Here is a 25,831-nt window from a genome sequence, read left to right on the forward strand (position 1 = left end):
CCGTCGTCGCCTTGGTGAGCCATTACCTCACCAACAAGCTGATAGGCCGCGGGCTCATCCTTCACCGCCGGAGCTTTCAACCCTCGCAGATGCCCGCGAGAGTGGTATCCGGTATTAGACCCCGTTTCCAGGGCTTGTCCCAGAGTGAAGGGCAGATTGCCCACGTGTTACTCACCCGTTCGCCACTAATCCCCACCGAAGTGGTTCATCGTTCGACTTGCATGTGTTAAGCACGCCGCCAGCGTTCGTCCTGAGCCAGGATCAAACTCTCCGTGAATGTTTACCCGTAATCGGGTGCACACACACGAGAGCGGAACGACCACCGGAATAAGGCGGTCGTTCACAGCGTCCTCGCTGTGTTTTTTCAAAGGAACCTCGCCACCGGAACAAGTCCGATGGACGGGGTATCAACATATCTGGCGTTGATTTTTGGCACGCTGTTGAGTTCTCAAGGAACGGACGCTTCCTTTGTACTCACCCTCTCGGGCTTTCCTCCGGGCTTTTCCCTTCGGTCTTGCGTTTCCGACTCTATCAGACCGTTTCCGGTTCCGATTTCCTCGGTGCTTTCCAGGTTCCCGCTCTCGCGTTTCCCTTTCCGGCGGTTCCGACTCTACCAGATCCTTTCGGGCCTGATTCCCAGTCAGCGGGGCTTGTCTTCCCGGCCGTTGGGCCGTTCCGACGAGTGAGACTTTAGCGGATTCCCGGCTCCCGAGCTAATCGGGGGCCACCGTCCTTTCGAACGTGGATTCCTCATTTCGCGAATACGCACGCCAATGCGGCGACGGCAGACAGAGCGACTGTCGTCGTTTGTTGGCTGGTACCTGCGGAATGGCTGTCCGGGGACCGACCGGGGTCGGCGCTCACGTCGGACAACTCGGAGAACACTACGTACCGGGCCGGGGGGTGTCAACTCAGCTCCGGACGGGCACTCGGCGGCGTAGGCTGGCCTGCATGACAACGCGTACGTGCACCCAGCAGTGGTGGGCCGCCTGAAGGCGGCCGTAAGTACGTATGCACTCAACGGCCGCCGCCTCGGCGGCCGTTCGCGTATCTCCCTCCAGGACTCCTGAGGGTCGGCCGGCCGGGGACGGCGGTCTCGACCAGGAGGTGGAGAGATGACGCGGGTCTTCAGCGGGATCAAGCCGACGGGGCATCTGACGCTGGGTAACTACCTGGGAGCCATGCGGCAGTGGGCCACGGTCGACCAGTGCCGGGCGGAGTCGCTGTTCTGCATCGTCGACCTGCACGCCCTCACCGTCGACCATGATCCGGCGCGGGTGCGTCGGCTGAGCCGGCAGGCGGCGACGCTGTTGCTCGCGTCGGGGCTGGATCCCGAGTTGTGCACCGTGTTCGTACAGAGTCATGTCGACGAGCACGCGCGGCTGTCGTACGTGCTGGAGTGCGTGGCCACGGACGGCGAGATGCGGCGCATGATCCAGTACCGGGAGAAGGCCGCTCGGGAGCGGACGCGGGGCGGGAGTGTGCGGCTGTCCCTGCTCACGTATCCGGTGCTGATGGCCGCGGACATCCTGGCGTACGGGGCCGACGAGGTGCCGGTCGGGGACGACCAGGCTCAGCATGTGGAGCTGACGCGGGATCTGGCGGTGCGGTTCAACCAGCGGTACGGCTACACGTTCGTGGTGCCCCGGGCCACCGTGCCGACGGTGGGTGCGCGGGTCATGAACCTCCAGGAGCCGACGTCGAAGATGGGGAAGTCGGACGACTCCGGGCCGGGGATCGTCTATCTGCTCGACGAGCCGGACGTCGTGCGGAAGAAGGTGATGCGGGCCGTGACCGACAGCGGGCGGGACGTCGTGTACGACCGGGAGGCCCGTCCGGGGCCGGCGAATCTGCTGGAGATCCTCGCGTCCTGCACGGGTGGGAACCCATCGGAGCTGAGCGGTGTATATGAGTCGTACGGCGCCTTGAAGAAGGACACCGCCGAGGCCGTGGTCGAGGTCTTGAGGCCCGTGCAGGACAGGCACAAGGAGTTGTGCGCGGATCCTGGCTATGTGGAGGGGGTGCTGCGGGATGGCGCGGAGAGGGCACGGGCTATGGCGCGGCCGACCGTGGATGCCGCCTATCGCGCGATCGGGCTGCTTCCGGCCTCGGTCGATACCGGCGCGATCGACAGCGGGGTCGTGATGGACGCCGCCACGTAGGTCTGGTCTGACGGCTGGTGGCGAGGCGCGATGCGCAGTGCCAGGCACATCGCCGCCACGCCGCCGGCTCGGCGCGGCCGGGTGACCGCGCCCTGCGGGCGTCAGTCCTTCTTGCCGGAGGCCAGCGCGCGGCTGCGGTCGCGGGCGGCTTCGAGAGCGGCGATGAGGGCGGCCCGTACGCCGTGGTTCTCGAGTTCGCGGATGGCGTTGATGGTGGTGCCCGCAGGGGACGTGACGTTCTCGCGGAGCTTCACCGGGTGTTCACCGCTGTCGCGGAGCATCGTGGCGGCGCCGATAGCGGACTGGACGATCAGGTCGTGGGCCTTGTCGCGGGGCAGGCCGAGCAGGATGCCCGCGTCCGTCATGGCTTCGACCAGGTAGAAGAAGTACGCCGGTCCGGAGCCGGAGAGGGCGGTGCAGGCGTCCTGCTGGGACTCGGGGACGCGGAGCGTCTTGCCGACTGCGCCGAAGATCTCCTCGGTGTGGGCGAGGTGGTCGGCGGTGGCGTGGGTGCCGGCGGAGATGACGGACATGGCCTCGTCGACGAGGGCGGGCGTGTTGGTCATGACACGGACGACCGGAGTGCCGGTGGCGAGGCGCTCCTCGAAAAAGGAGGTGGGGATGCCGGCGGCGCCGCTGATGACCAGGCGGTCGGCCGGGACGTGCGGGGCGAGTTCGTCGAGGAGGGTGCCCATGTCCTGTGGCTTGACCGTGAGGATCAGGGTGTCGGCGGTCTTGGCGGCTTCCGGGTTCGTGACCGGGCTGACTCCGTAGCGGGTGCGGAGTTCTTCGGCTCGCTCGGGGCGGCGGGCGGTGACGAGGAGGTCGGCCGGGGCCCAGCCGGCGCGGATCATTCCGCTGAGCAGGGCTTCGCCGATCTTGCCGGTGCCGAGGACTGCGACTTTCTGACTCATGCGATTCAGTCTGGCACCGGGTCGGGGCGGGCGGGGTGGGTGTCCGGTGGGCGGGACCTGGAGTGGGTGGCGGCGCTTGGGGCGGTCCTGCGCGGTCCTATTCGGTCCTGCGCCTCAGGGTCGCCGCGCCCAGTCCCAGGACCAGCAGTGCGCAGCCCGCAACGATCAGCGCGTCGCGGACGAAGGTCGCTGTCATGTCCGTGTGCCTGAGGACCTCGTTCATGCCGTCCACGGCGTAGGACATGGGCAGGAAGTCGGAGATGGTCTTCAGGACGGGGTGCATGTTGTCACGGGGGGTGAAGAGGCCGCAGAGGAGGAGTTGGGGGAAGATCACGGCCGGCATGAACTGGACGGCCTGGAATTCGGAGGCGGCGAATGCCGAGACAAACAGGCCGAGGGCGGTGCCGAGCAGGGCGTCGAGCAGGGCGACCAGCAGCAGGAGCCAGGGGCTGCCGATGACGTCGAGGCCTAGGAACCAGACGGCGAGGCCGGTGGCGAGGGCGGACTGGATGATCGCGAGGGTGCCGAAGGCGAGGGCGTAGCCGGCGATGAGGTCGCCTTTGCCGAGGGGCATGGCGAGGAGGCGTTCGAGGGTGCCGGAGGTGCGTTCGCGCAGGGTGGCGATGGACGTGACCAGGAACATCGTGATCAGCGGGAAGATCCCGAGGAGGGAGGCGCCGATGTTGTCGAAGGTGCGCGGGCTGCCGTCGAAGACATAGCGCAGCAGGAGCAGCATCAGGCAGGGGATCAGGATCATCATCGCGATGGTGCGCGGGTCGTGGCGGAGCTGGCGCAGGACCCGGGCCGCGGTGGCTGTGGTGCGGGAGAGGCTGAGAGCGCTGGTGGGGGCCGGTGCCAGGCTGAGCTCGGGCGTGGTGGTCGTGGTCATCGTGTGGGCTCCTTGGTGCGGCTTGCCTCGACGGCCTGGTCGACGAGGTGGAGGAAGGCCTCCTCGACCGTGTCGGTGTGGGTGCGGGTGCGCAGGGCCTCGGGGGTGTCGTCGGCGAGGATCTCGCCGTCGCGCATCAGGAGGAGGCGGTGGCAGCGTTCGGCCTCGTCCATGACGTGGGAGGAGATGAGGAGGGTGGCGCCGCGGCGGGCGGTGATGTCGTGGAACAGGTTCCAGAGGTCGCGGCGCAGGACGGGGTCGAGACCGACGGTGGGTTCGTCGAGGACGAGGAGTTCGGGGGCGCCGAGGAGGGCGACGGCGAGGGAGACGCGGCTGCGCTGGCCGCCGGAGAGGTTGCCCGCGAGGGAGTCGGCGTGGGTGGCGAGGTCGACGTCGTCGATGGCTCGGGTGACGTCGGACTGGCGGCGGTCGGCGGCGGCGCGGCCGGGGGCGAGGATCGCGGCGAAGTAGTCGAGGTTCTGGCGGACGGTCAGGTCGTCGTAGACGGAGGGGGCCTGGGTGACGTAGCCGATGCGGGTGCGCAGGGTGGGGTGGCCCGCGGGCCGGCCGAGGACGTCGAGGGTGCCGGTGACCTTGGCCTGGGTGCCGACGATCGAGCGCATCAGGGTGGACTTGCCGCAGCCCGAGGGACCGAGGAGGCCGGTGATCTGGCCGCGGGGGACATCGAAGGCGAGGCCGCGCAGGACGGTGCGGGGGCCTCGGACGACGGTGAGTCCGTCGGCGTGGACGGCGGCGGTGGCGCGCTCGGTGTCCGTGCTGTCGGCGGGTGGCCCTGGCTCTTTATTCATCATGCGATGAATAATCCTCCCGCCACTCCGACGCGTCAAGCGGGTCGCGTTCGGTGGCGTAGGCGCGCGGCGGTGGGATGGGGCCCGGCTGCGCGTGGGGCGGCGCACGGACTGCGGCGGGGAGCTGAGGGCGCGGGGGCGCGGGACTCGGGGGGCGGGGGGGCGCGGGAGACCCGGCGCGGGCTGCTCGGGGCGCTGCCGAGGTGGTCGTGTTCGGGGTGACGGCCCGGCGGGGATGGTCGTACGGGTGTTGGGGTGTGCCACGTCACTGCGGCCCACCCTGTGGTTGCCGAGGGTGGGCCGCCGCGGGGTCAGGCGTTGACGGCGACCAGCAGCTCGACGTCGTAGGTCTCCTCGACGGTTCCGCCGGGGAAGAGCTCCAGCAGGATCCGCCGCTCCTCGGTGAGGAAGACCTCGGCGTGATCCTCACCCGCGACCAGGAACAGCGAGTGGCTGCCGATGTTGGCGAGGTGGGTGTCGACGGGCACGTGGCGGCTCCAGCGGACCACTCGGTGGGTGAACTCCAGGCGGCCGCTGGGGTCGGCCAGGGCGGACCGGGCTCCATTGCCGTTGACCTCGACGGCCGGGTGGGCGCCGTAGTCCTTGAAGTGTTCGGTGACCCGGTCGACCTGGCCGGCGATCCAGGGGACGTCGAGGGCGTAGGTGTTCCACCACAGGGCCAGCGCACCGCCCGGCCGCAGTACGCGGCAGGCTTCCGGGACCGCGCGGGCCGGGTCGGTCCAGTGCCAGGACTGGGCGTAGGTGAGGAGGTCGGCGGAGTCCGTGAGGAGGGGGAGGTCGTTGCCGTCGCCCCTGATGATCGGGATGTGGGGGTGGGTGCGGCGGAACTGCTCGGCCATGCCGTTCCCGGGTTCGACCGCGACGACCTCGGCACCGCGGGCGTGCAGCAGCGCGGTCGCTATCCCGGTACCGGCCCCGATGTCGGCGACCCGGGCGCCGGTGAGGGTGCGGTCGGCGAGTTCCTCGATCGCGTCGAAGAGGGCGGGCGGGTAGGAGGGGCGGTTCGCGGCGTATTGAGCTGCGGCGGCGTTGAAGGACTGGGCTCGGCTGGTGTGGAAGGAGGCCGTCATAGGGCCATGGTGACGGGGAGGGGTAAGGGGGAGCGATGAGTTTTCGGTGAGAAGCGGAGGGGTGGGCGGGCGGTGCGTCGTCGGTGGTTTCCGGCGCGCTCAGCGGCGGCGTTTCTTCTTGGAGGGGTCGCCCGTGCGCCGAGCGCCTCGCTTCTCGTGCAGTTTCAGCGCCGTCTCGTACTCCTTGCGCCGGAGCCCCTCTCCCGGCGCCTCGATGAAGGTGCGGAAGAAATAGGCGAGCAGCGAGCCCACGAACCCGATGGCCAGGAGGCCGCGGAGGGATGCCTGGCGGTCGGGGTCGGGGTGCTTGCCGAAGCCGTCCCAGGTGTTGCGGAAGGCCAGCGCGCTGCAGATGGCGAACATCGCGATGACGAGGACGGTCACGAAGCTGCCGGTGTCGGCGATCTGGAGACCCTCGTAGGCGAAGCGGAGGATCACGCAGGAGGCGACGGTGGCGGCGAGGGAGCCGGTGGCCGCGCCGACGCGGCGGAGGGCGTAGCCGTTGTCGTGGTTCACCCAGGTCGTGCCGAAGAAACGGATCGGGTCGGGGCGGGGGCCGCCGCCCTCTGGGGAGCCCGCGGGGATGTCCTGGGTGCCGGAATCGTCGCTCACGGGACGATTATGGCTCTGGGACGGGGGCGGGCTCCCTTCGGGATCAGCCGCAGCGTGACGCCACGTAGCCGTCGCTACTGGTATGGACGTAGGTGGCCGAGACGAACTCGCCGTTGGCGATGTTGTCCCAGGTTGCATGACGGATCAGCGTTTCCGGGATGTCATGCGGTTTCCCCCGAGGAGGTTCAGGAGCAGCGGTCGGCGACGTAGCCGTCGCTGCCGGTGAGTATGTAGGCGTCGGAGACGTACTGGCCGTTGCTGATGTTGTCCCAGATGTTGCTGGTGCCGTAGGGGCCGCTCACCGACGTGCCCGGCGTCTGGCAGTAGATCGGTACCTTGGCGCCTTCGGGCAGCACCCGCACGACGCTGTAGCTCGTGCCCGGGCCGTTGCGGACGTTGAGCCGGACTCCGGGCGCGACTGAGTAGTACCGGATCGATGCCACCGCCGACAGGGCCTCGGTCGCCTCGGCGCCCCCGGTCTCTTCCACACGGTCAACAGACATGCAAGTCCTCCCCCGTTGGTCCCCATGACTGCCATGGGGTCCCGTTGATTCCCCTAAATCACGCCATGAAACACATGTGCGTAACTCGCACGCGGACACTAGCAAGCCGCCTCTGTCCCGTACGAGTCATCGAATAGGCTCCGTGTGTCGCGCGCGCGGACGATCAGCACGGGGGTGGTTCCATGGCGCCACAGGGCAACACCGGAGCGGGCGCGGAAGCGGAACTTCCCGAGTACGCCGGTCACTACCGGCTGGAGTCATGCCTCGGGTCCGGCGGGATGGGCGTGGTGCACGTCGCGCGCAGCACCTCTGGGATGAAGCTCGCGGTGAAGGTCGTACACACCGAGTTCGCCAAGGATCCCGAGTTCAGGGGACGTTTCCGGCAGGAGGTGGCCGCGGCGCGGAAGGTCAGCGGGGCGTTCACCGCGTCCGTCGTCGATGCCGATCCCGATGCCGAGCGGCCCTGGATGGCCACGTTGTTCATCCCCGGGCCCACACTCTCCGACGAGGTGAAACGGAACGGCCCGATGGCGCCCGACCAGTTGCGGCGCCTGATGGCGGGTCTGGCGGAGGCGCTGCGTGACATCCATCGGGTCGGGGTCGTGCACCGGGACCTCAAGCCGAGCAACGTGCTGCTCGCCGACGACGGTCCCAAGGTCATCGACTTCGGCATTTCTCGGCCAAAGGACAGCGAACTTCGTACCGAGACGGGGAAGTTGATCGGGACCCCGCCGTTCATGGCGCCCGAGCAGTTCCGGCGGCCGCGTGAGGTGGGGCCCGCCGCCGACATCTTCGCCCTCGGCTCCGTGATGGTGCACGCGGCCACGGGGCGCGGGCCGTTCGACTCCGACAGTCCGTATGTCGTCGCCTACCAGGTCGTGCACGACGAGCCGGATCTGACCGGCGTACCGACGAATCTCGCGCCGCTCATCGTGCGGTGTCTCGCCAAGGAGCCCGAGGACCGGCCCACTCCGGACGAGCTGATGCGGGAGTTGCGGTCCGTCGCGGCCTCGTACGACACACAGACGTTCATACCGGCGCAGCGCACGGGTGACGTGCCGGGGCCCGAGCCGAAGGAGCAGGCGTCACGGCCCGGGCGGCGTCCCTCCCGAAGGACGCTCTTCGTGGCCGTCGCGGTCGTGCTGATCCTGGTCGGTGCCCTTGCCTCGGTCCAGTGGTTGAGCAGCAGTGAGGACGCGACCGCGAAGAGCGGTGACAAGCCCACCGCGGCCGCCGGGTTCGCCGGCTGGACGGCGAACCCGGTGCCCAAGGCCACGGGTCCGGCGCAATGCTCCTACGGGGCAGGCCAGTTGATCTGCGCACAGTCCGGCACGGTCTTCGCTCTGGACCCGGCCGACGGTGCCTTGCGGTGGCGACACTCCGTCGCCGAGTCGAGGCTCAGCAAGCCACCGGCCGTCGAGAGTGGTCTCGTACAGCCGATGGTGGAGGAAGGTCGACGCCTCGAAGCGCTCGACCCCGCCTCGGGCAAGGCGCGTTGGGGGCGCACTCTGCCCGAACACCACGGCTTGCAGGTCGCAGGGGGGATGCTCCTGCTGACCCTCCTCGACGGGACGGTCACCGGTGTGGACGCCGCGACGGGTGCCACCAAGTGGAACCTGCGGATACCGGGACAGCCCACGCCGACCTTCGTCTCGTTCGACGGGGACCCTCTGGTGTACACGACGAACCTCTCCCTCGACGCGTCGAGCACCCGGGTCACCGCGGTGGACCCCACTACCGGGGTTGTGCGCTGGGACGCCCGGCTGAGCGGCAACCTCATTCCAGTGGGCGCGCACGGAGGGTCCGTCTTCTTCCTCTCGACGAACAACCTGTACGGCGACACGGAGGCCGTCGTCCGCTACACACCGGCCACTGAGTCGTCGCGCCGGGTGAAGCTCCCGGTGGCGCGTCCCGATGCCCAGGCCACAGTGCGCGGGAACATGGTCTACGTGCTGGCGATGAGCGGTTCCCTGGACGCCGTGGACACGGCGTCGGGCAAGCGGCTCTGGAATCTCGAGACATCGGTGAGCCGGGGTTCCGTACCGGTGGCCGACGACCGCCATGTGTACTTCACCACCGCAGACGGACGGCTGCTCGCCGTCGACGCCGGCAAGGGCCGGCTCGTCGGGCAGACCCCGGCGCGCCTCGGCTCGAACTCGGGCTCCGTCGTCGGCACACTGCCATCGCCCACCGTCGCCGGCGGCCGGGTCTACGCCACCGCCCCCGACGGCACCGTGTTCGCCGTGGACGCCCGCGAGCCGTCGGCCTGGTGATCCGGGCAACGCGAAGGGCCGCCCCCGAGGAGGCGGCCCCGCGTCGGGTGCTCAGCCCAGCTTCGACACGTCCCGCACCGCGCCCTTGTCGGCGCTGGTGGCCATCGCCGCGTAGGCCCGCAGTGCGGCCGAGACCTTGCGCTCGCGGTTCTTCGGGGCGTACACGCCGTCCAGGGCCGCCTCGCGGCGGGCGAGCTCGGCGTCGTCGACCAGGAGCTCGATCGACCGGCCGGGGATGTCGATGCGGATGCGGTCGCCGTCCTCGACGAGGGCGATGGTGCCGCCGGCCGCGGCCTCCGGGGAGGCGTGGCCGATGGACAGGCCCGAGGTGCCGCCGGAGAAGCGGCCGTCGGTGATCAGGGCGCAGGCCTTGCCGAGGCCGCGGCCCTTCAGGTACGAGGTCGGGTAGAGCATCTCCTGCATGCCGGGGCCGCCCTTGGGGCCCTCGTAGCGGATGACGACGACGTCGCCCTCCTTGACCTGCTGGGTGAGGATCTTCTGGACGGCCTCCTCCTGCGACTCGCAGACGACGGCCGGGCCCTCGAAGGTCCAGATCGACTCGTCGACGCCGGCCGTCTTCACGACACAGCCGTCGACCGCGAGGTTGCCCTTGAGGACGGCCAGGCCGCCGTCCTTGGAGTAAGCGTGCTCGACGCTGCGGATGCAGCCGCCGGCGGCGTCCTCGTCCAGGGACGCCCAGCGCTCCGACTGGGAGAAGGCCTCGGCGGAGCGGACGCAGCCGGGGGCCGCGTGCCACAGTTCCAGGGCCTTGGGGGACGGCGAGCCGCCGCGGACGTCCCAGGTCTTGAGCCAGTCCGACAGGGACGGGCTGTGGACCGAGTGCACGTCCTCGTTGAGCAGGCCCGCGCGGTGCAGTTCGCCGAGGAGGGCGGGGATGCCGCCCGCACGGTGCACGTCCTCCATGTAGTACGTGCGGTCCTTCGCGACGTTCGGGGCGACCTTCGCGAGGCAGGGGACGCGGCGGGAGACCGCGTCGATCTCACCCAGGCCGAAGGGGACGCCCGCCTCCTGGGCCGCCGCGAGCAGGTGCAGGATCGTGTTGGTCGAGCCGCCCATGGCGATGTCGAGGGCCATGGCGTTCTCGAAGGCCGCGAAGGTGGCGACGTTGCGCGGCAGGACCGTCTCGTCGTCCTGCTCGTAGTAGCGGCGGGTGATGTCCATGACGGTGTCGGCCGCGTCGACGTACAGCTGCTTGCGGGCCGTGTGCGTGGCCAGGACCGAGCCGTTGCCGGGGAGGGACAGGCCGATGGCCTCCGTCAGGCAGTTCATCGAGTTGGCGGTGAACATGCCGGAACAGCTGCCGCAGGTCGGGCAGGCGTTCTCCTCGATGCGGAGCATGTCCTCGTCGGAGATCTTCTCGTTCACCGCGTCGGACATGGCGTCGACCAGGTCGAGCGTGCGGACCGTGCCGTCCACGAGGGTCGCGCGGCCGGACTCCATCGGGCCGCCGGAGACGAAGACCGTGGGGATGTTGAGCCGCAGCGCGGCGTTCAGCATGCCCGGGGTGATCTTGTCGCAGTTGGAGATGCAGATCAGGGCGTCCGCGCAGTGGGCCTCGACCATGTACTCGACCGAGTCCGCGATCAGGTCGCGGGAGGGCAGGCTGTAGAGCATTCCCCCGTGGCCCATCGCGATGCCGTCGTCGACGGCGATGGTGTTGAACTCGCGCGGGATGCCACCGGCAGCGACGATCGCCTCGGAGACGATCCGGCCGACCGGCTGCAGGTGGGTGTGGCCCGGCACGAACTCCGTGAAGGAGTTGGCGACCGCGATGATCGGCTTGCGGCCGATGTCCGCACCGGGTACACCGGAGGCGCGCATAAGGGCGCGTGCGCCCGCCATGTTGCGGCCGTGGGTGACTGTGCGGGACCTCAGCTCGGGCATCGTCGCTCGCTCCTTCAGAGACGGTCGTCAGAGACTTCAGAGACGGTCGTATGAGACTTCTGACTGCTAACGAGCGTACGCCGGTCATCCAGGGGTCGGGACAAGGTGTCCGGAATGCGGGACGCCCGTCTCGGAGTCAGGGTCCGGTCAGATGGCTCTGCACCACCGGGGCCACCCGCGCGATGATCTGCTCGATGTCCGTCGACGCCAGCGGCTCCACCTTGATCACGTACCGCAGCATGGCCGTCCCCACGAGCTGCGCGGCCGCCAGTTCGGCTCGCAGCTCGGCGTCGGGCAGGTCCAGCTGGTCGGCGATGCGGCGCAGCAGCTGGGCGGCGACGAGCCGGCGGAAGACGGTGGCCGCGGTCTCGTTGTTCACGGCGGAGCGGACGATCGCCAGGAGCGGCATGCGCGTCGCCGGGTTCTCCCAGACACCGAAGATGAAGCGGGTGAGGCGCTCTCCGATGTCCTCGACAGGGCCCTCGGCGAGGGCGGCCGGCGCGCTCAGCGCGGGCGCGGCGGCGATCTCCACGGCCGCCTCGAAGACCTGTTCCTTGGTGCCGAAGTAGTGGTGGACCAGGGCCGAGTCGACCCCGGCGGCCTTGGCGATCCCGCGCACGGACGTCTTCTCGTAGCCCCGCTCGGCGAACTCCTCGCGGGCCGCGACGAGGATCCGGCCGCGGGTACCGGCCGCGTCCGATTCCGTACGACGGGGACGGCCACGCTTCCGGGCGGTGACGCCGCTCACAGCCGGGGCGGGATCGCTGTGGCTCACGACCGGGGCGCCTTCACGTCCGCGCGGTTCGTTGTCGCTGGGGGCACCTGCACGCCTGCTCGGCTCCTCACCGCCGAAGGCACCCGCACGCCCGCTCCGCTCCCCAACGACGGACGCATCTGCGCGCCACCTCGGCCCCTACTGCCGGACGCACCTGTACGCCGCCCCGGCTCCTCACCGCCAGGGACGCCGGCACGCCCCCTCGGCCCCACCGCCGAGGACACCCGCACACCTGCCCGCCGGCTCATCGCCGCCGCACCCGCACCGGCGAGGCCAGATGGAGGCGGGTGAAGGCCAGGGCCTCGGCGAGGTCGGCCTCACGTTCGGCGCCGGACATCGCGCGGCGGGTGTTGACCTCGATGACGACATGGCCGTCGAAGCCGCTCAGCGCGAGGCGCTCCAGGAGCTCGGCGCAGGGCTGGCCGCCACGGCCGGGCACGAGGTGCTCGTCCTTCGCGGAACCCTTGCCGTCGGCGAGGTGGACGTGGCCGAGGCGGTCTCCCATCCGGTCGACCATCTCCATCGCGTCGGTCCGGGAGGTCGCCGCATGGCTGAGGTCGATCGTGAAGTGCCGGTAGTCGTCCTTGGTGACGTCCCAGTCGGGGGCGTAGGCGAGCATCTCGCGGTCGCGGTAGCGCCAGGGGTACATGTTCTCGACAGCGAACCGTACGTCCGTCTCGTTCGCCATCCGCCAGATCCCGCTGACGAAGTCGCGGGCGTACTGGCGCTGCCAGCGAAAGGGCGGGTGGACGACGACGGTGCTCGCGCCCAGCTTCTCGGCGGCCGCCCGGGCACGCTGGAGCTTGACCCAGGGGTCCGTGGACCACACCCGCTGCGTGATGAGCAGGCAGGGGGCGTGCACGGCGAGTATGGGGATCCCGTGGTAGTCGGAGAGCCGGCGCAGGGCCTCGATGTCCTGGCTGACCGGGTCGGTCCACACCATGACCTCGACGCCGTCGTACCCGAGACGTGCGGCGATCTCGAAGGCCGTCGCCGTCGACTCCGGGTAGACGGAGGCCGTCGAGAGGGCGACCTTCGCATCCGGGATCCGTACGACTGGTTCTGCCACGGTCGTCAGCCTACGGCGTCCGCCGGGGTGGGACGGAACGCCTCCTGGCCGTTGTGGCGCTTGCCACTGGGCGGGTTCGCGTGCGTCCTGGCTTGTCGCCCGGTTCCGCGCGCCCCTAAAGGCCCTGCGCCGAACCCATGTGGTCAAGTCTGCGCAGGATCACGCCTTCCCTCAGCGCCCATGGGCAGATGTCGACCGTCTCCACGCCGAACAGGTCCATCGCGCCCTCGGCGACCAGAGCGCCCGCCAGGAGCTGGTTGGCCCGGCCCTCCGAGACGCCCGGGAGTTCGGCCCGCTGGTCCGTCGTCATCCCGGCCAGTCGCGGGACCCAAGCCTCCAGGGACTCGCGCTTCAGTTCGCGCTGGACGTAGAGGCCCTCGGCGGAGCGGGCCGCACCGGCCAGGCGGGCCAGCTGCTTGAAGGTCTTGGAAGTGGCGACCACGTGGTCGGGGGCGCCGAAGCGGGCGAACTCGCCGACCGTGCGGGCTATCTGGGCGCGCACGTGCCGTCGTAGGGCCCGTATGTGGTCCGGGTCCGGGGGGTCGCCGGGGAGCCAGCCCGCGGTGAGACGGCCCGCGCCGAGCGGCAGGGAGACCGCCGTGTCCGGTTCCTCGTCGATGCCGTAGGCGATCTCCAGGGAGCCGCCGCCGATGTCGAGGACCAGGAGCTTGCCCGCCGACCAGCCGAACCAGCGGCGGGCCGCGAGGAAGGTGAGGCGGGCCTCCTCGGCGCCGGTGAGGACCTGGAGCTCGACACCGGTCTCGGCCTGCACGCGCGTGAGGACGTCGTCGGCGTTGCTGGCCTCGCGGACGGCGGAGGTGGCGAACGGGAGCAGGTCCTCGACACCCTTGTCCTCGGCGGCCTGGAGCGCGTCCTTGACGACCGAGACCAGTTTCTCGACGCCTTCGGGACCGATCGCACCGGCCTGGTCGAGGAGTTGGGCAAGGCGCAGTTCCGCCTTGTGCGAGTGCGCGGGCAGGGGGCGTGCGCCGGGGTGTGCGTCCACCACCAGCAGGTGCACCGTGTTCGATCCCACGTCGAGGACACCGAGTCTCATGGAGGGCACGCTACTGCCAGCCGGGCGTCGGACTGTCTCCGGAGGGGCCTCGGGCGACTTACCCTGGACGCGTGCCAAAGACGAAAAAGGTGAAGGACGACAAAACGGCCGTATCTGCCGACGGTCCTTCGCGGGTGAAGCCGCCGAAGTCGCCGAAGCAGTCGCGGAAGGCCATGAAGGCTCTCAAGGACGACGAGAAGGGGCTCGACTTCGCGCGCGCGTGGGTGGAGTTCCCGGATCCGGCGGACGACGAGCAGGTCTTCCGCTGCGATCTGACCTGGCTGACCTCTCGCTGGAACTGCATCTTCGGCAGCGGCTGCCAGGGCATCCAGGCGGGCCGGGCGGACGACGGGTGCTGCACGCTGGGTGCCCACTTCTCCGACGAGGACGACGAGCAGCGGGTCGCCGAGCACGTGGCGCGACTCACTCCGGAGATCTGGCAGCACCACGACGAGGGCACACGCAACGGCTGGATCTCCGAGGACGAGGACGGCGACCGGCAGACCCGGCCGTTCCAGGGCTCGTGCATCTTCCAGAACCGGCCCGGCTTCGCGGGCGGCCAGGGCTGCTCGCTGCACATCCTGGCGCTGCGGGAGGGCCGCGAGCCGCTGGAGACCAAGCCGGACGTGTGCTGGCAGCTGCCGGTGCGACGGACGTACGACTGGATCGACCGGCCCGACGACACCCGCGTGCTCCAGGTGTCGATCGGCGAGTACGACCGGCGCGGCTGGGGTCCGGGCGGCCACGACCTGCACTGGTGGTGCACGTCGGCGACCTCGGCACACGGCGCCGGCGACCCGGTCTACGTCTCCTACCGCCCCGAGCTGATCGAACTGATGGGCAAGGCCGGCTACGACCGTCTGGTCGAGCTCTGTGAGCAGCGCCTGGCCTCGCAACTGCCCCTGCTGGCACCGCATCCGGCGGACCCGGCCGTCTGAGCGACGGGAACCTGTGGGTGGGGGGCGCTGGGCACGTCTGCTGTCGCGGGCACTCCGACGACGCTCCCGGACGGCACCTGCCAACCTCCTCGACGGCCCCGACGCCACCCGCCCCCTCACCGACGGCCCCGACGCCACCCGCCCCGGCTCCCCCGCCGCATCTGCTACGACGCGGACGGGCTGGGGTCGCCGCTGTCCACGGGCGACGGTGTCGGGCTCGCCGGGCCGGACGGGGTGGGGTCCGGCGGGGTGGGGGAGGGAGACGGGGTCGGCGGGTCGCTGGGGGTGGGATCCGAAGGGGCCGAGGCCGTGGGGCTGGGGCTGGGCGGGGGTGTCGTCGGCTCGCCGGGGGTGGACGGTGCGGGCGCCGTGCCGTAGCCCTGGATGGTGACGACGGCGCCGGCCGGTGAGATCGCCACGCGCGCGCTCCAGGGGCCGGACGGCTCACGCAGATGGTCGACGTACACCTTGATCGTCAACGCCTCGCCGGGCTTCAGGGTTCCCGAGGACCGGCTGAGGTAGAGCCAGGAGGCTCCCGTGGTGGCCGACCAGCGGACCGGGGCGTCGCCGGTCGCGGTGAGGGTGATCAGCGTGGTGTCGCCGTTGTTGTCGGCGTCGACCTCCAGGTGTCCGGCGCCCTTCTTGCCGGCACCGGCGACGCTGACGACCTCCACGGAGACATCGGGCCGCCCGTCCTTGGCGAAACGGTTCCCGGGTCTCGTGCTCGCGTTGCCGGCGTTCTGGTAGCCGCCGCTCGCCGCCACGCCGTCCAGGCTGTCGGGGCCGTGCGCCTCGCTGGCGCTGGCGGAGTGGCCGTCGGCCCCCTCGCCGGGACCGCCCCGGTAGGCGGCCCACAGGGCGAGCACGGGGGCCGCGACGACGGTGGCGACCACGGTCGTGGTGACGGCACGCGCGCGAAGGCGGTCGCGGCGGGCGGCCCGGTCCTTGGGGTCCATCGGGAAGCCGCGCCGGTCGAAGCGGGGCACGGCGGCGCCACGCGCGCGTGGCGGGTGCGCCAGCACCCTGTGCAGGGCCGCTCGGGGTGCTTCGAGCACGGGCAGTTCGGCGGGCGTGGTCATGGTGCCGGGCCAGCGGCCGGGGACCGCGCGCTCGGCACTGCGGCGGCAGCGCGGGCAGTCGTCGACATGGCGCACGAGTTCGCGGCGCAGGGCGGAGCTGAGCACGAACTGGTGGTCGCCGGTGAGCCGCGCCACGCTCGGACAGTCACCGGTCTCGACGACGGCGAGGGCCGCGCGCGTGCGCTCGACCTCGCAGGCGGCGGAGGCGAGCAGTTCACGGGCGCGGGCGAGGTCCATGCCGAGGACGGCGGCGACCTCGTGGGCGGCGAGGTGGTGGCGCACGGCGAGTTCGAGCGCCTCGCGCTGCTCGGGGGTCGTACCGGCCGCCTCCGGCCAGGCCAGCAGGGAGAGTTCACGCCGCCGTGACTCCAGGACGTCCTCGGCGGCCGGGGGTTCGGCGGCCTCCTGGTGAGTTCCGTGACGCCCTGCCGCGTGCGTGGCCTGACGTTTCTGCTTGGCCTCGGCCAGCTTGCGCAGACAAGCCCAGCGGGCCAGTGCGTACAGCCAGGCCCTGCGGTCGCCGGCCGCGTCCGGGCCGCCGCGCCGCTCGGCGAGCGCGAGGACGTCACCGAGGGCGGTGGTCGCCGCGTCGTGGTCGCACAGCACGGACATGCAGTAGGTGAACAGGCCGTCCAGGTACGGCTCGTAGCGCGTGGGCGGCCGCTGTGCCGGCGTGCGGGCCGCACCGCGGTCGCGCTCCTGCCGTTGCGCCCGGTGCGCGCCGGTGGTGCGGGTCGAGGTCTCCGGACTGCTGCTCATCATCCGTGGACCGTAGGGGGCGAAACATGACCCCTTCCTGCGGCTTGAGCACTTTTACTCCGTACGGGTGAAACGATCCCTCAATAGGGGACGGGAACCCTTGATCCGATGGCTTGTTCCCATCGGGACGTGGCTGATTCACATGCCGGAGCGCGGGAGTGGCCGGATGCCGGAGCGCCTCCCGTCCGGTGGGCGGCGGCCTGATTGTCAGTGTCGGCGGTTACGGTTCGTGCATGGCTGCCCGTACGAAGTCCGCCAAGGAGCGTCCGTCCTACCGCTGCACCGAGTGCGGGTGGCAGACGGCCAAGTGGCTCGGTCGCTGCCCCGAGTGCCAGGCCTGGGGGACGATCGAGGAGTACGGCGCGCCCGCCGTGCGTACGACGGCACCCGGCCGTGTGACCACCTCCGCCGTGCCCATCGGCCAGGTCGACGGCCGTCAGGCCACCGCCCGCTCCACCGGCGTGCCCGAGCTGGACCGGGTGCTCGGCGGCGGCCTCGTGCCCGGCGCGGTGGTGCTCCTCGCGGGCGAGCCCGGCGTCGGCAAGTCCACGCTGCTGCTGGACGTGGCGGCCAAGTCGGCGAGTGACGAGCACCGCACGCTCTATGTGACCGGCGAGGAGTCCGCGAGCCAGGTCCGGATGCGCGCCGACCGCATCGGCGCGATCGACGACCACCTGTATCTCGCCGCCGAGACCGACCTGTCCTCGGTCCTCGGACACCTGGACGCGGTGAAGCCGTCGCTGCTGATCCTCGACTCGGTGCAGACGGTGGCCTCCCCGGAGATCGACGGCGCCCCCGGCGGCATGGCCCAGGTGCGCGAGGTGGCCGGGGCGCTCATCCGGGTCTCCAAGGAGCGCGGGATGTCCACCCTCCTGGTGGGCCATGTCACCAAGGACGGTGCGATCGCCGGCCCGCGTCTGCTGGAGCACCTCGTGGACGTGGTCCTGAGCTTCGAGGGCGACCGCCACGCGCGCCTCAGGCTCGTACGGGGCGTCAAGAACCGCTACGGCGCCACCGACGAGGTCGGCTGCTTCGAGCTGCACGACGAGGGCATCACGGGCCTGGCGGATCCGAGCGGACTTTTCCTGACACGTCGTGACGAACCGGTCCCCGGCACCTGCCTCACCGTCACCCTGGAGGGCCGCCGTCCCCTGGTGGCCGAGGTCCAGGCGCTCACCGTCGACTCGCAGATCCCCTCTCCCAGGCGCACCACCTCGGGTCTGGAGACCTCCCGCGTCTCGATGATGCTCGCCGTCCTGGAGCAGCGCGGCCGGATCAGCGCACTCGGCAAGCGGGACATCTACTCCGCGACGGTCGGCGGGGTAAAGCTTTCGGAACCCGCCGCGGACCTGGCGATCGCCCTCGCCCTGGCGTCGGCGGCCAGCGACACCCCGCTGCCCAAGAACCTCGTCGCGATCGGCGAAGTGGGCCTCGCGGGCGAGGTCAGACGGGTCACGGGCGTCCAGCGCAGGCTCTCCGAAGCACACCGTCTGGGCTTCACGCACGCACTCGTACCGGGCGATCCCGGCAAGATCCCGGCCGGCATGAAGGTCCTGGAAGTGGCGGACATAGGGGACGCCCTGAGGGTCCTTCCGCGCTCTCGTCGGCGAGAGGCCCCCCGGGACGCTGAGGACCGCCGGTAGACTTTGCCCTGGTCTCGCCCGTCCGTACGAACCGAATGTGCGACACGGGAGCGCCCAAGACCCCGCGACCGGAGGAGAGCAGTGGCAGCCAACGACCGGGCAGCAGCTCCCGGAAAGTCCGGTGGGAGTGCCGGTTCCGATGGCCTGATGCGCGCCTCCCTGAGCGCCGTGGCCCCCGGTACCCCCCTGCGCGACGGCCTAGAGCGGGTGCTGCGCGGCAACACCGGCGGACTCATCGTGCTCGGCTTCGACAAGACGGTGGAGACGATGTGCACGGGCGGTTTCGTCCTGGACGTCGAGTTCGCGGCCACGCGCCTGCGTGAGCTGTGCAAGCTGGACGGCGGCATCGTGCTCTCGTCCGACCTGTCGAAGATCCTGCGGGCGGGCGTGCAGTTCGTGCCCGACGCGACGATCCCGACGGAGGAGACGGGCACCAGGCACCGCACCGCGGACCGGGTGAGCAAGCAGGTCGGCTTCCCGGTCGTCTCGGTCTCCCAGTCGATGCGCCTCATCGCCCTGTACGTCGACGGCCAGCGCCGTGTCCTGGAGGACTCGGCGGCGATCCTGTCCCGCGCGAACCAGGCCCTGGCGACCCTGGAGCGCTACAAGCTGCGTCTGGACGAGGTCGCGGGCACGCTCTCCGCGCTGGAGATCGAGGACCTCGTGACGGTCCGGGACGTCTCGGCCGTGGCCCAGCGCCTGGAAATGGTCCGCCGTATCGCGACCGAGATCGCCGAGTACGTGGTCGAACTCGGCACGGACGGACGCCTCCTCGCCCTCCAGCTGGACGAGCTGATCGCGGGCGTGGAGCCGGAACGCGAACTGGTGGTCCGGGACTACGTCCCCGAACCCACCGCGAAGCGCTCCCGCACGGTCGAGGAGGCGCTGTACGAACTGGACGCCCTGAGCCACGCCGAGCTCCTCGAACTGCCCACCGTGGCCCGTGCCCTGGGCTACACCGGCTCCCCCGAGGCGATCGACTCGGGCGTCTCCCCCCGGGGTTTCCGGCTCCTGGCCAAGGTCCCCCGCCTGCCCGGCGCGATCATCGACCGCCTGGTGGAACACTTCGGCGGCCTCCAGAAGCTGTTGGCGGCCAGCGTCGACGACCTGCAGACGGTGGACGGAGTGGGCGAGGCAAGGGCAAGGAGCGTCAGGGAGGGCCTGTCGAGGCTGGCGGAGAGCTCGATCCTGGAACGGTACGTATAGGGCTTTTCGGGGCGCGGGGCTGTATTCATCTGCGGCTCCGCCGCGTGGGCGCGACAAGCCCCCACCGGGCCGCAGACAACGAACAACCGTCCGCGGCACCCTCATGGTCGCTCAGTCGTTCTCCAGCACGAACGAAGCCTGAGCCGTGCTGTACCCGGGTGCCTTGACCTCCACCAGGTACGTCCCCGCCCCCGCCGACCCCGCGGGCGGTGTCGCACACTGCGGAGCACTCGGCTTGCGGTCCCACTTCACCGTGTACGTGATGCTGCTCCCGGCCGGAGCCCGGTAGACCAGGTTCCCCGGGGTCTTGGGGCAGTCGGCGGACGACCAGTACGGGTCGTCCTCGCCGGCCTGAGTGATGGTCAACACCGCGCGCTTCGGCCCGAGATCGACCTTGCAGTCGCTGCCGGAGGAGTTCGTCGCGGTCAGCAGCAACGTGGGCGTCTGACCGGGCTCGTAGGCGTTGTGCAGACTGCGCACGCTCAACCTCACCGCGCCCGCTGTGCAGTTGGGCAGCGAGGAACCGCCCGGAAGGGTGTCGCCCTGTCCGACGCCGATGCCCGTACCGCCGCTCCCGGCGATGCCCCCGCCACCGGCGCCACCGCTGCCGGGCCCGCCCGCCCCCGCGGAGCCACCCGTACCGGTCCCACCGCCGGCTCCCGCGCCGGCCCCCGCGCCGGAACCGGAACCGGCGCCCGACCCCGAACCTCCGCCGGTGTCCCCGCCGGTGGTCGACTCGCCGCGGCCGCCCGGGGCCTGACTGATCGCGGGCCCGGAACCGGAAGGTCCCGGGGTGATCGTCGAGGGGGAGGGATTCTTGTCGTTGGGCCCGCCTGCGCCGTTCCTGCCGCCTCCGCCGTCGGAGCTGACGATCCACGCGATCAGCAGCGCCAGCACGGCGAGGACGGACAGCATGACAGCCCTCCGTCGCCAGTAGATGGAGGAGGGAAGCGGCCCGACCGGATTGCGCAGAGATCCCACGGCGCAAACTGTACGAGAGATCGGCGAGTTCGCCGCCCTCACCCGCCGCCGGGCGCCACAACTTTTCAGGATCATCATTCCGGAAACTGACACGTGACGATCGCGGGGCGTGACCGTATCGGCCCGCCGCCTACGGTCCGTGACCATGGACTTCGAGGTCGCCAGGAGCCACCGGGACATCACCGGCTTCGCGGCTGACACCCGCACGTGGGTACCGCACGGCGTCGGGAGATGGACGCAGGCCGGACTCCTGCGCCTCGGCGCCCTGTTCGCCGACGCCGCCCGTATGTTCGCGATCGCGTGCCTTGCACCTCTGGCCACGACTGTCTTCCGACTCCCCCGCCTCCACCACGAGTTGCTCCCGGCTCCCACCGATCGGTGGGAGCGGCACCTCCCCTGCCGACGCCGGTCGGCTCCGAACTCCGCACGGCCAGGGCGCGGGCGGTGGCCGGGCCCTGTGCGGCGGTCCGCACCGCCGGCGCTCTTCAGGTCCCGTGGCCCCCGGCATGGCGGTACCCCCGCGCGGGCCCCCGGCCATGGCAGGATCGGAAGGCCATGACTGCGCCCACGAAGCCCCAGCCCCAGCCCCAGCCCCAGCCCCAGCCCCAGCCCCAGCCCCAGCCCCAGCCCCCGAACAGCAGCTCCGCCGACGGCGTCACCGACGCTCCGCGCGGAGCGGACCTGCACTCCCCCGTCATCGACTGGTTCGACGAGCACGCCCGGGATCTGCCGTGGCGGCGGCCCGAGGCCGGGCCGTGGGGGGTGATGGTCAGTGAGTTCATGCTCCAGCAGACGCCCGTGAGCCGGGTGCTGCCGGTCTACGAGCAGTGGCTCGCGCGGTGGCCACGGCCCGCCGATCTGGCCGCGGAGGCGCCCGGCGAGGCCGTGCGCGCCTGGGGCCGGCTCGGCTATCCCCGCCGGGCCCTGCGGCTGCACGGCGCCGCCGTCGCCATAACGGAACGGCACGGCGGTGACGTACCGACGGACCACGCACAACTGCTCGCGCTGCCCGGCATCGGCGAGTACACGGCCGCCGCCGTCGCCTCCTTCGCGTACGGGCAGCGGCACGCGGTGCTGGACACCAATGTCCGGCGGGTCTTCGCGCGGGCGGTGGCCGGGGTGCAGTACCCGCCCAACGCCACCACCGCCGCCGAGCGCAAGCTCGCCCGCGCACTGCTGCCGCAGGACGAGGGCGTCGCCGCGCGCTGGGCCGCCGCCTCCATGGAGTTGGGCGCGCTGGTGTGCACAGCCAAGAACGAGGCCTGCGGGCGCTGCCCCATCGCCACCCAGTGCGCCTGGCGGCTGGCCGGCAAGCCCGAGCACGACGGGCCGCCGCGGCGCGGTCAGACGTACGCCGGTACCGACCGTCAGGTGCGCGGCAAGCTGCTCGCCGTGCTGCGGGAGGCCCACGCGCCCGTGCCGCAGGCGGTGCTGGACCGGGTGTGGCACGAGCCGGTGCAGCGGGCGCGGGCGCTGGACGGTCTGGTCGCGGACGGGCTCGTCGAGCCCCTCCAGGGTGGTTTGTATCGGCTGCCGTTGACGTAGCCCGTCACGAAGCAAACGGGCAAATCCCCCTGAACCGGCGCGAATGCCCGCGCCGGTTTACCCGTTTTCGGCTTCCGTTACACAACCGACGGACAGCCGAGTGCCAGCCGCGCGCTGCTTCGCACAGCCCCGTGACAACAACTCCGTAGCTTCGTTGCCATGCCGCACACCAGGCGGCAGCACATGAGATGAGAACCGGCAGGGACTGCCGGAACGGGGATCAGGAGGCGGTCGACATGGCGCAGGGCGAGGTGCTCGAGTTCGAGGAGTACGTCCGCACCCGGCAGGACGCGTTGCTGCGCAGCGCACGCCGTCTGGTCCCGGACCCGGTCGACGCGCAGGACCTGCTCCAGACGGCGCTCGTGCGGACGTACGGCCGCTGGGAGACCATCGAGGACAAGCGGCTCGCGGACGCCTACCTGCGCCGGGTGATGATCAACACCCGCACGGAGTGGTGGCGGGCGCGGAAGCTGGAGGAGGTCCCGACCGAGCAGCTCCCGGACGCCTCGGTCGACGACTCCACCGAGCAGCACGCGGACCGCGCCCTGCTGATGGACGTCATGAAGGTGCTCGCCCCCAAACAGCGCAGCGTCGTGGTGCTGCGACACTGGGAGCAGATGTCCACGGAGGAGACGGCCGCCGCCCTCGGCATGTCGGCCGGTACGGTCAAGAGCACGCTGCACCGGGCGCTCGCCCGGCTCCGCGAGGAGCTGGAGGCCCGCGACCTGGACGCACGCGCGCTGGAGCGTGAGGAGCGGGAGCGTTGCGCGGCGGCCTGACCGAACCCGGGCCCACCCGGCCGGACCTCGCTCCGGTCCGGGGGATCTTCCAGGCGGCGAGCACGGCGGTGGCCGTGCTGGCCGCCCTCGCCCTTTTCGTCTCCGCCTGCGCCACCGGCGGCACCGGCACCCGTGACGAGGGGCCTGCGCACGCGGTCGCGGGGGGCGGCGGCTCATCCACGGCCCTGCCGTCCGCCCTGTCGTCCGCCGTCGCCTCCCCGCGTCTGGACCGGAAAGGGGCCGTCGCTCTCCTCAAGTCGGACCCGAAGGTCTCCGATGCGGTCAAGCGCGATCTGGAGCCCTGCGGCACCGACCAGTACCCGGTCGACCTGTTCTACGGCGACCTGACCGGCGGCTCGGCCGACGACGTCGTCGTCAACGTCGTGACCTGTGCGGATCTGGTGGGTGTCGGCTCGTACGTGTATCGCGAGGAAGACGGTTCGTACCAGAATGTCTTCCAGACCGAGGAACCTCCGGTCTACGCCGAGATCGACCGCGGCGATCTGGTGGTGACCAAGCAGGTGTACGAGAAGGGCGACCCGGTCTCGGACCCGTCGGGCGAGAACGTGATCACGTACCGCTGGGCCTCGGGGAGGTTCGCCGCGGTGTACCGGACGCACAGCGACTACAGCGACGTCGTGGGCACGGATCCGACGCCGGTGCCCGACAGTTGACGTACGGCATGGTCCGCCGGCCTACGGCGTGAACCGATCGGGCCGCCCGGAACGATCCCCCAGTGACCGCAACGACCCCGAAGAGTGAGAGCACCCGGATGGCAGACCAGACCCATGTGCTGTTCGTCGAGGACGACGACGTCATCCGCGAGGCCACCCAACTCGCCCTGGAGCGGGACGGCTTCGCGGTCACCGCCATGCCCGACGGACTGTCGGGGCTGGAGGCGTTCCGGGCGGACCGCCCCGACATCGCCCTGCTGGACGTCATGGTCCCGGGTCTGGACGGGGTCAGCCTGTGCCGCCGTATCCGCGACGAGTCGACCGTGCCGGTGATCATGCTGTCGGCGCGCGCCGACTCGATCGACGTGGTGCTCGGTCTGGAGGCCGGCGCCGACGACTACGTGACCAAGCCCTTCGACGGGGCCGTCCTGGTCGCCCGGATACGTGCGGTGCTGCGCCGCTTCGGGCACGCGGGCGGGGCCGACCGGGGCGAGGTGAGCGAGGACGCGGCCGCCGGGGGCGTGCTGACCTTCGGCGAACTGGAGATCGATACCGAGGGCATGGAGGTGCGCAGGGCCGGGCGGACGGTGGCGCTCACTCCGACCGAGATGCGGCTGCTGCTGGAGTTCTCCTCCGCGCCGGGCACGGTCCTGTCCCGCGACAAGCTGCTGGAGCGGGTGTGGGACTACGGCTGGGGCGGTGACACCCGGGTCGTCGACGTCCATGTGCAGCGGCTGCGGACCAAGATCGGCCAGGACCGGATCGAGACGGTCCGTGGCTTCGGCTACAAGTTGAAGGCCTGAGCAGGGGGACCTGGGGTATGCGGGGGATCCTTCGGGGCCCGGTGGCGGAGCGCATGGCCGTGCGGACCGGGCTGAGGTGGAAGCTGAGCGCGGCCATCGCGCTGGTCGGCGCGCTCGTGGCGGTAGCGCTCAGCCTGGTCGTGCACAACGCGGCGCGCGTCTCGATGCTGGACAACGCGCGGGACCTCGCGGACGAGCGGATCCAGATCGCCCAGCGCAACTTCGAGCTGACGGGTAAGCCGAACTTCCCCAGTATCGCGGTCGACGACCGCCGTCTGCCGCCCGCGCTGCGCGAGAAGGTCGAGGAGGGCCGCCGGGCCACGTATGTCTCCGACCGCCCCGACCGGGGTCCGGACATCTGGGCGGCCGTCCCGGTCAAGGGCGGCCATGTGCTGTCCCTGCACACCGGGTTCACCGACCGCAGCACCGACATCCTCAACGACCTCGACCAGGCCCTGGTGATCGGTTCCATCGCGGTGGTCCTCGGCGGCAGCGCGCTCGGTGTGCTCATCGGGGGGCAGTTGTCGCGGCGGTTGCGGAAGGCGGCGACCGCGGCCAACCAGATGGCCAAGGGTGAGACGAATGTCCGGGTCAGGGACGCGATCGGCGGGGTCGTACGGGACGAGACCGACGACCTCGCGAGCGCCGTGGACGCCATGGCGGACGCCCTCCAGCAGCGGCTGGAGGCGGAACGCCGGGTCACCGCGGACATCGCGCACGAGCTGCGGACACCGGTGACGGGTCTGCTGACGGCGGCGGAACTGTTGCCTCCTGGCCGGCCCACGGAGCTGGTCCTGGACCGGGCGAAGGCCATGCGCACCCTCGTCGAGGACGTCCTGGAGGTGGCCCGCCTCGACGGCGCCAACGAGCGGGCGGAGCTCCAGGACATCCTGCTCGGCGAGTTCGTCACCCGCCGGGTGGCGGCCAAGGATCCGAAGATCGAGGTCCGCGTGGTGCACGAGTCGGAGGTCACGACCGATCCGCGCCGCCTGGAGCGGGTCCTGTTCAACCTCCTCGCCAATGCCGCCCGGCACGGCAAGCCGCCCGTCCAGGTCACCGTCGAGGGCCGCGTCATCCGCGTCCGCGACCACGGCCCCGGCTTCCCCGAGGATCTCCTCGCGGACGGCCCGAGCCGCTTCCGCACGGGCAGCGCGGACCGCGCGGGACACGGGCACGGGCTGGGGCTGACGATCGCGGCGGGGCAGGCCCGGGTGCTGGGCGCGCGGCTGACCTTCCGCAACGTCCGCCCGGCCGGGCCACCGGACGGGGTCCCCGCGGAGGGAGCGGTGGCGGTGCTGTGGCTGCCGGAGCATGCGCCGACGGCCACGGGGAGCTATCCGATGCTGCCGTGACCGGTGGACGGAT

22 protein-coding genes and 1 rRNA gene are annotated in these 25,831 nt (G+C 71.0%); 10 read left to right on the forward strand and 13 right to left on the reverse strand.

The annotated features are described in order from the left end of the window. Nucleotides 1-277: ribosomal RNA gene (locus tag ABZT93_RS33170) — 16S ribosomal RNA — on the reverse strand; the annotation flags it as partial. Nucleotides 278-1,115: 838 nt separating this feature from the next. On the opposite strand from ABZT93_RS33170, the gene trpS reads away from it, so the two are divergent. Further along, nucleotides 1,116-2,162, forward strand: a complete 1,047-nt coding sequence (gene trpS, locus ABZT93_RS33175) for a tryptophan--tRNA ligase (protein ID WP_356111660.1) — start codon at nucleotides 1,116-1,118, stop codon at nucleotides 2,160-2,162. Nucleotides 2,163-2,263: 101 nt separating this feature from the next. On the opposite strand, the gene proC is transcribed toward trpS, so the two are convergent. The 6 genes from proC to ABZT93_RS33205 all read right to left on the reverse strand — a co-directional run bounded on the left by proC (nucleotide 2,264) and on the right by ABZT93_RS33205 (nucleotide 6,980). After that, nucleotides 2,264-3,076 (reverse strand): pyrroline-5-carboxylate reductase, encoded by an 813-nt coding sequence (gene proC, locus ABZT93_RS33180; RefSeq protein ID WP_356111662.1) that lies wholly within the window; start codon nucleotides 3,074-3,076, stop codon nucleotides 2,264-2,266. 97 nt (nucleotides 3,077-3,173) lie between these two features. After that, nucleotides 3,174-3,965, reverse strand: coding sequence for an ABC transporter permease (locus ABZT93_RS33185; RefSeq protein ID WP_356111664.1), 792 nt, complete (start codon nucleotides 3,963-3,965; stop codon nucleotides 3,174-3,176). Then, nucleotides 3,962-4,777: an ABC transporter ATP-binding protein gene (locus ABZT93_RS33190; protein WP_356111666.1), complete on the reverse strand. Its 816-nt coding sequence runs from the start codon at nucleotides 4,775-4,777 to the stop codon at nucleotides 3,962-3,964. The genes ABZT93_RS33185 and ABZT93_RS33190 overlap by 4 nt, the downstream gene beginning before the upstream one ends. Nucleotides 4,778-5,085: 308 nt before the next feature. Continuing rightward, nucleotides 5,086-5,865, reverse strand: coding sequence for a class I SAM-dependent methyltransferase (locus ABZT93_RS33195; RefSeq protein ID WP_356111668.1), 780 nt, complete (start codon nucleotides 5,863-5,865; stop codon nucleotides 5,086-5,088). Nucleotides 5,866-5,964: 99 nt separating this feature from the next. Then, complete coding sequence (locus tag ABZT93_RS33200) at nucleotides 5,965-6,477, reverse strand: EamA/RhaT family transporter (protein ID WP_356111670.1); 513 nt, start codon at nucleotides 6,475-6,477, stop codon at nucleotides 5,965-5,967. 185 nt (nucleotides 6,478-6,662) lie between these two features. Beyond that, nucleotides 6,663-6,980, reverse strand: coding sequence for an SH3 domain-containing protein (locus ABZT93_RS33205; RefSeq protein WP_329266177.1), 318 nt, complete (start codon nucleotides 6,978-6,980; stop codon nucleotides 6,663-6,665). Nucleotides 6,981-7,162: 182 nt separating this feature from the next. On the opposite strand from ABZT93_RS33205, the gene ABZT93_RS33210 reads away from it, so the two are divergent. Beyond that, nucleotides 7,163-9,253: a serine/threonine-protein kinase gene (locus ABZT93_RS33210; RefSeq protein ID WP_356111672.1), complete on the forward strand. Its 2,091-nt coding sequence runs from the start codon at nucleotides 7,163-7,165 to the stop codon at nucleotides 9,251-9,253. 51 nt (nucleotides 9,254-9,304) lie between these two features. On the opposite strand, the gene ilvD is transcribed toward ABZT93_RS33210, so the two are convergent. The 4 genes from ilvD to ABZT93_RS33230 form a co-directional block, all read right to left on the reverse strand. Further along, complete coding sequence (gene ilvD / locus ABZT93_RS33215) at nucleotides 9,305-11,158, reverse strand: dihydroxy-acid dehydratase (RefSeq protein ID WP_356111675.1); 1,854 nt, start codon at nucleotides 11,156-11,158, stop codon at nucleotides 9,305-9,307. A 136-nt stretch (nucleotides 11,159-11,294) separates the two neighbouring features. Continuing rightward, on the reverse strand, nucleotides 11,295-11,906 hold the full coding sequence (locus ABZT93_RS33220; protein WP_356111817.1) for a TetR family transcriptional regulator: 612 nt from the start codon (nucleotides 11,904-11,906) through the stop codon (nucleotides 11,295-11,297). Between the two features lie 271 nt (nucleotides 11,907-12,177). Beyond that, complete coding sequence (locus ABZT93_RS33225; RefSeq protein WP_356111677.1) at nucleotides 12,178-13,002, reverse strand: sugar phosphate isomerase/epimerase; 825 nt, start codon at nucleotides 13,000-13,002, stop codon at nucleotides 12,178-12,180. 115 nt (nucleotides 13,003-13,117) lie between these two features. Then, entirely contained in the window at nucleotides 13,118-14,059 is a 942-nt protein-coding gene (locus ABZT93_RS33230; protein ID WP_356111679.1) for a Ppx/GppA phosphatase family protein, read from the reverse strand. 71 nt (nucleotides 14,060-14,130) lie between these two features. Here ABZT93_RS33230 and ABZT93_RS33235 point away from each other — a divergent pair, with 71 nt between their 5' ends. Next, nucleotides 14,131-14,997, forward strand: coding sequence for a hypothetical protein (locus ABZT93_RS33235; protein WP_356111681.1), 867 nt, complete (start codon nucleotides 14,131-14,133; stop codon nucleotides 14,995-14,997). Nucleotides 14,998-15,161: 164 nt separating this feature from the next. Here ABZT93_RS33235 and ABZT93_RS33240 read toward each other — a convergent pair whose 3' ends face one another. Then, complete coding sequence (locus tag ABZT93_RS33240) at nucleotides 15,162-16,838, reverse strand: hypothetical protein (protein WP_356111683.1); 1,677 nt, start codon at nucleotides 16,836-16,838, stop codon at nucleotides 15,162-15,164. Between the two features lie 230 nt (nucleotides 16,839-17,068). Here ABZT93_RS33240 and radA point away from each other — a divergent pair, with 230 nt between their 5' ends. Then, nucleotides 17,069-18,478 (forward strand): DNA repair protein RadA, encoded by a 1,410-nt coding sequence (radA, locus tag ABZT93_RS33245; RefSeq protein ID WP_356111685.1) that lies wholly within the window; start codon nucleotides 17,069-17,071, stop codon nucleotides 18,476-18,478. Nucleotides 18,479-18,559: 81 nt separating this feature from the next. Further along, nucleotides 18,560-19,684, forward strand: a complete 1,125-nt coding sequence (disA, locus tag ABZT93_RS33250; RefSeq protein ID WP_356111687.1) for a DNA integrity scanning diadenylate cyclase DisA — start codon at nucleotides 18,560-18,562, stop codon at nucleotides 19,682-19,684. Nucleotides 19,685-19,795: 111 nt separating this feature from the next. Here disA and ABZT93_RS33255 read toward each other — a convergent pair whose 3' ends face one another. Then, nucleotides 19,796-20,665: a hypothetical protein gene (locus tag ABZT93_RS33255; RefSeq protein WP_356111689.1), complete on the reverse strand. Its 870-nt coding sequence runs from the start codon at nucleotides 20,663-20,665 to the stop codon at nucleotides 19,796-19,798. 555 nt (nucleotides 20,666-21,220) lie between these two features. On the opposite strand from ABZT93_RS33255, the gene ABZT93_RS33260 reads away from it, so the two are divergent. The 5 genes from ABZT93_RS33260 (at nucleotide 21,221) to cseC (ending at nucleotide 25,818) form a co-directional block, all read left to right on the forward strand. After that, nucleotides 21,221-22,210, forward strand: a complete 990-nt coding sequence (locus tag ABZT93_RS33260; RefSeq protein WP_356111691.1) for an A/G-specific adenine glycosylase — start codon at nucleotides 21,221-21,223, stop codon at nucleotides 22,208-22,210. Between the two features lie 236 nt (nucleotides 22,211-22,446). After that, nucleotides 22,447-22,989, forward strand: coding sequence for a SigE family RNA polymerase sigma factor (locus tag ABZT93_RS33265; RefSeq protein ID WP_020122536.1), 543 nt, complete (start codon nucleotides 22,447-22,449; stop codon nucleotides 22,987-22,989). Continuing rightward, nucleotides 22,974-23,663 (forward strand): hypothetical protein, encoded by a 690-nt coding sequence (locus ABZT93_RS33270; protein ID WP_356111693.1) that lies wholly within the window; start codon nucleotides 22,974-22,976, stop codon nucleotides 23,661-23,663. Before ABZT93_RS33265 ends, ABZT93_RS33270 begins: the two co-directional genes overlap by 16 nt. A gap of 98 nt (nucleotides 23,664-23,761) precedes the next feature. Continuing rightward, a complete protein-coding gene (gene cseB / locus ABZT93_RS33275; protein ID WP_356111695.1) occupies nucleotides 23,762-24,466 on the forward strand; it encodes a two-component system response regulator CseB in 705 nt (234 codons plus the stop codon). 17 nt (nucleotides 24,467-24,483) lie between these two features. Then, the gene (cseC, locus tag ABZT93_RS33280; protein WP_356111697.1) at nucleotides 24,484-25,818 is read left to right on the forward strand and encodes a two-component system sensor histidine kinase CseC; all 1,335 of its coding nucleotides are present in this window, start codon (nucleotides 24,484-24,486) and stop codon (nucleotides 25,816-25,818) included. The last annotated feature ends 13 nt before the right edge of the window (nucleotides 25,819-25,831 follow it).

This window comes from Streptomyces sp. NPDC005303, from assembly GCF_040607335.1.
Taxonomy (GTDB): domain Bacteria; phylum Actinomycetota; class Actinomycetes; order Streptomycetales; family Streptomycetaceae; genus Streptomyces.

Bases quoted from the DNA above. Each gene is read 5' to 3' on its own strand.
- ABZT93_RS33230 (WP_356111679.1), bottom strand. From the start codon at position 14,059: ATGAGACTCGGTGTCCTCGACGTGGGATCGAACACGGTGCACCTGCTG.
- cseB (WP_356111695.1), top strand. From the start codon at position 23,762: ATGGCAGACCAGACCCATGTGCTGTTCGTCGAGGACGACGACGTCATC.
- ABZT93_RS33190 (WP_356111666.1), bottom strand. From the start codon at position 4,777: ATGATGAATAAAGAGCCAGGGCCACCCGCCGACAGCACGGACACCGAG.
- trpS (WP_356111660.1), top strand. From the start codon at position 1,116: ATGACGCGGGTCTTCAGCGGGATCAAGCCGACGGGGCATCTGACGCTG.
- proC (WP_356111662.1), bottom strand. From the start codon at position 3,076: ATGAGTCAGAAAGTCGCAGTCCTCGGCACCGGCAAGATCGGCGAAGCC.
- cseC (WP_356111697.1), top strand. From the start codon at position 24,484: ATGCGGGGGATCCTTCGGGGCCCGGTGGCGGAGCGCATGGCCGTGCGG.
- ABZT93_RS33195 (WP_356111668.1), bottom strand. From the start codon at position 5,865: ATGACGGCCTCCTTCCACACCAGCCGAGCCCAGTCCTTCAACGCCGCC.
- ABZT93_RS33185 (WP_356111664.1), bottom strand. From the start codon at position 3,965: ATGACCACGACCACCACGCCCGAGCTCAGCCTGGCACCGGCCCCCACC.
- ABZT93_RS33260 (WP_356111691.1), top strand. From the start codon at position 21,221: ATGACTGCGCCCACGAAGCCCCAGCCCCAGCCCCAGCCCCAGCCCCAG.
- ABZT93_RS33240 (WP_356111683.1), bottom strand. From the start codon at position 16,838: ATGATGAGCAGCAGTCCGGAGACCTCGACCCGCACCACCGGCGCGCAC.
- ABZT93_RS33265 (WP_020122536.1), top strand. From the start codon at position 22,447: ATGGCGCAGGGCGAGGTGCTCGAGTTCGAGGAGTACGTCCGCACCCGG.
- radA (WP_356111685.1), top strand. From the start codon at position 17,069: ATGGCTGCCCGTACGAAGTCCGCCAAGGAGCGTCCGTCCTACCGCTGC.
- ABZT93_RS33205 (WP_329266177.1), bottom strand. From the start codon at position 6,980: ATGTCTGTTGACCGTGTGGAAGAGACCGGGGGCGCCGAGGCGACCGAG.
- ilvD (WP_356111675.1), bottom strand. From the start codon at position 11,158: ATGCCCGAGCTGAGGTCCCGCACAGTCACCCACGGCCGCAACATGGCG.
- ABZT93_RS33210 (WP_356111672.1), top strand. From the start codon at position 7,163: ATGGCGCCACAGGGCAACACCGGAGCGGGCGCGGAAGCGGAACTTCCC.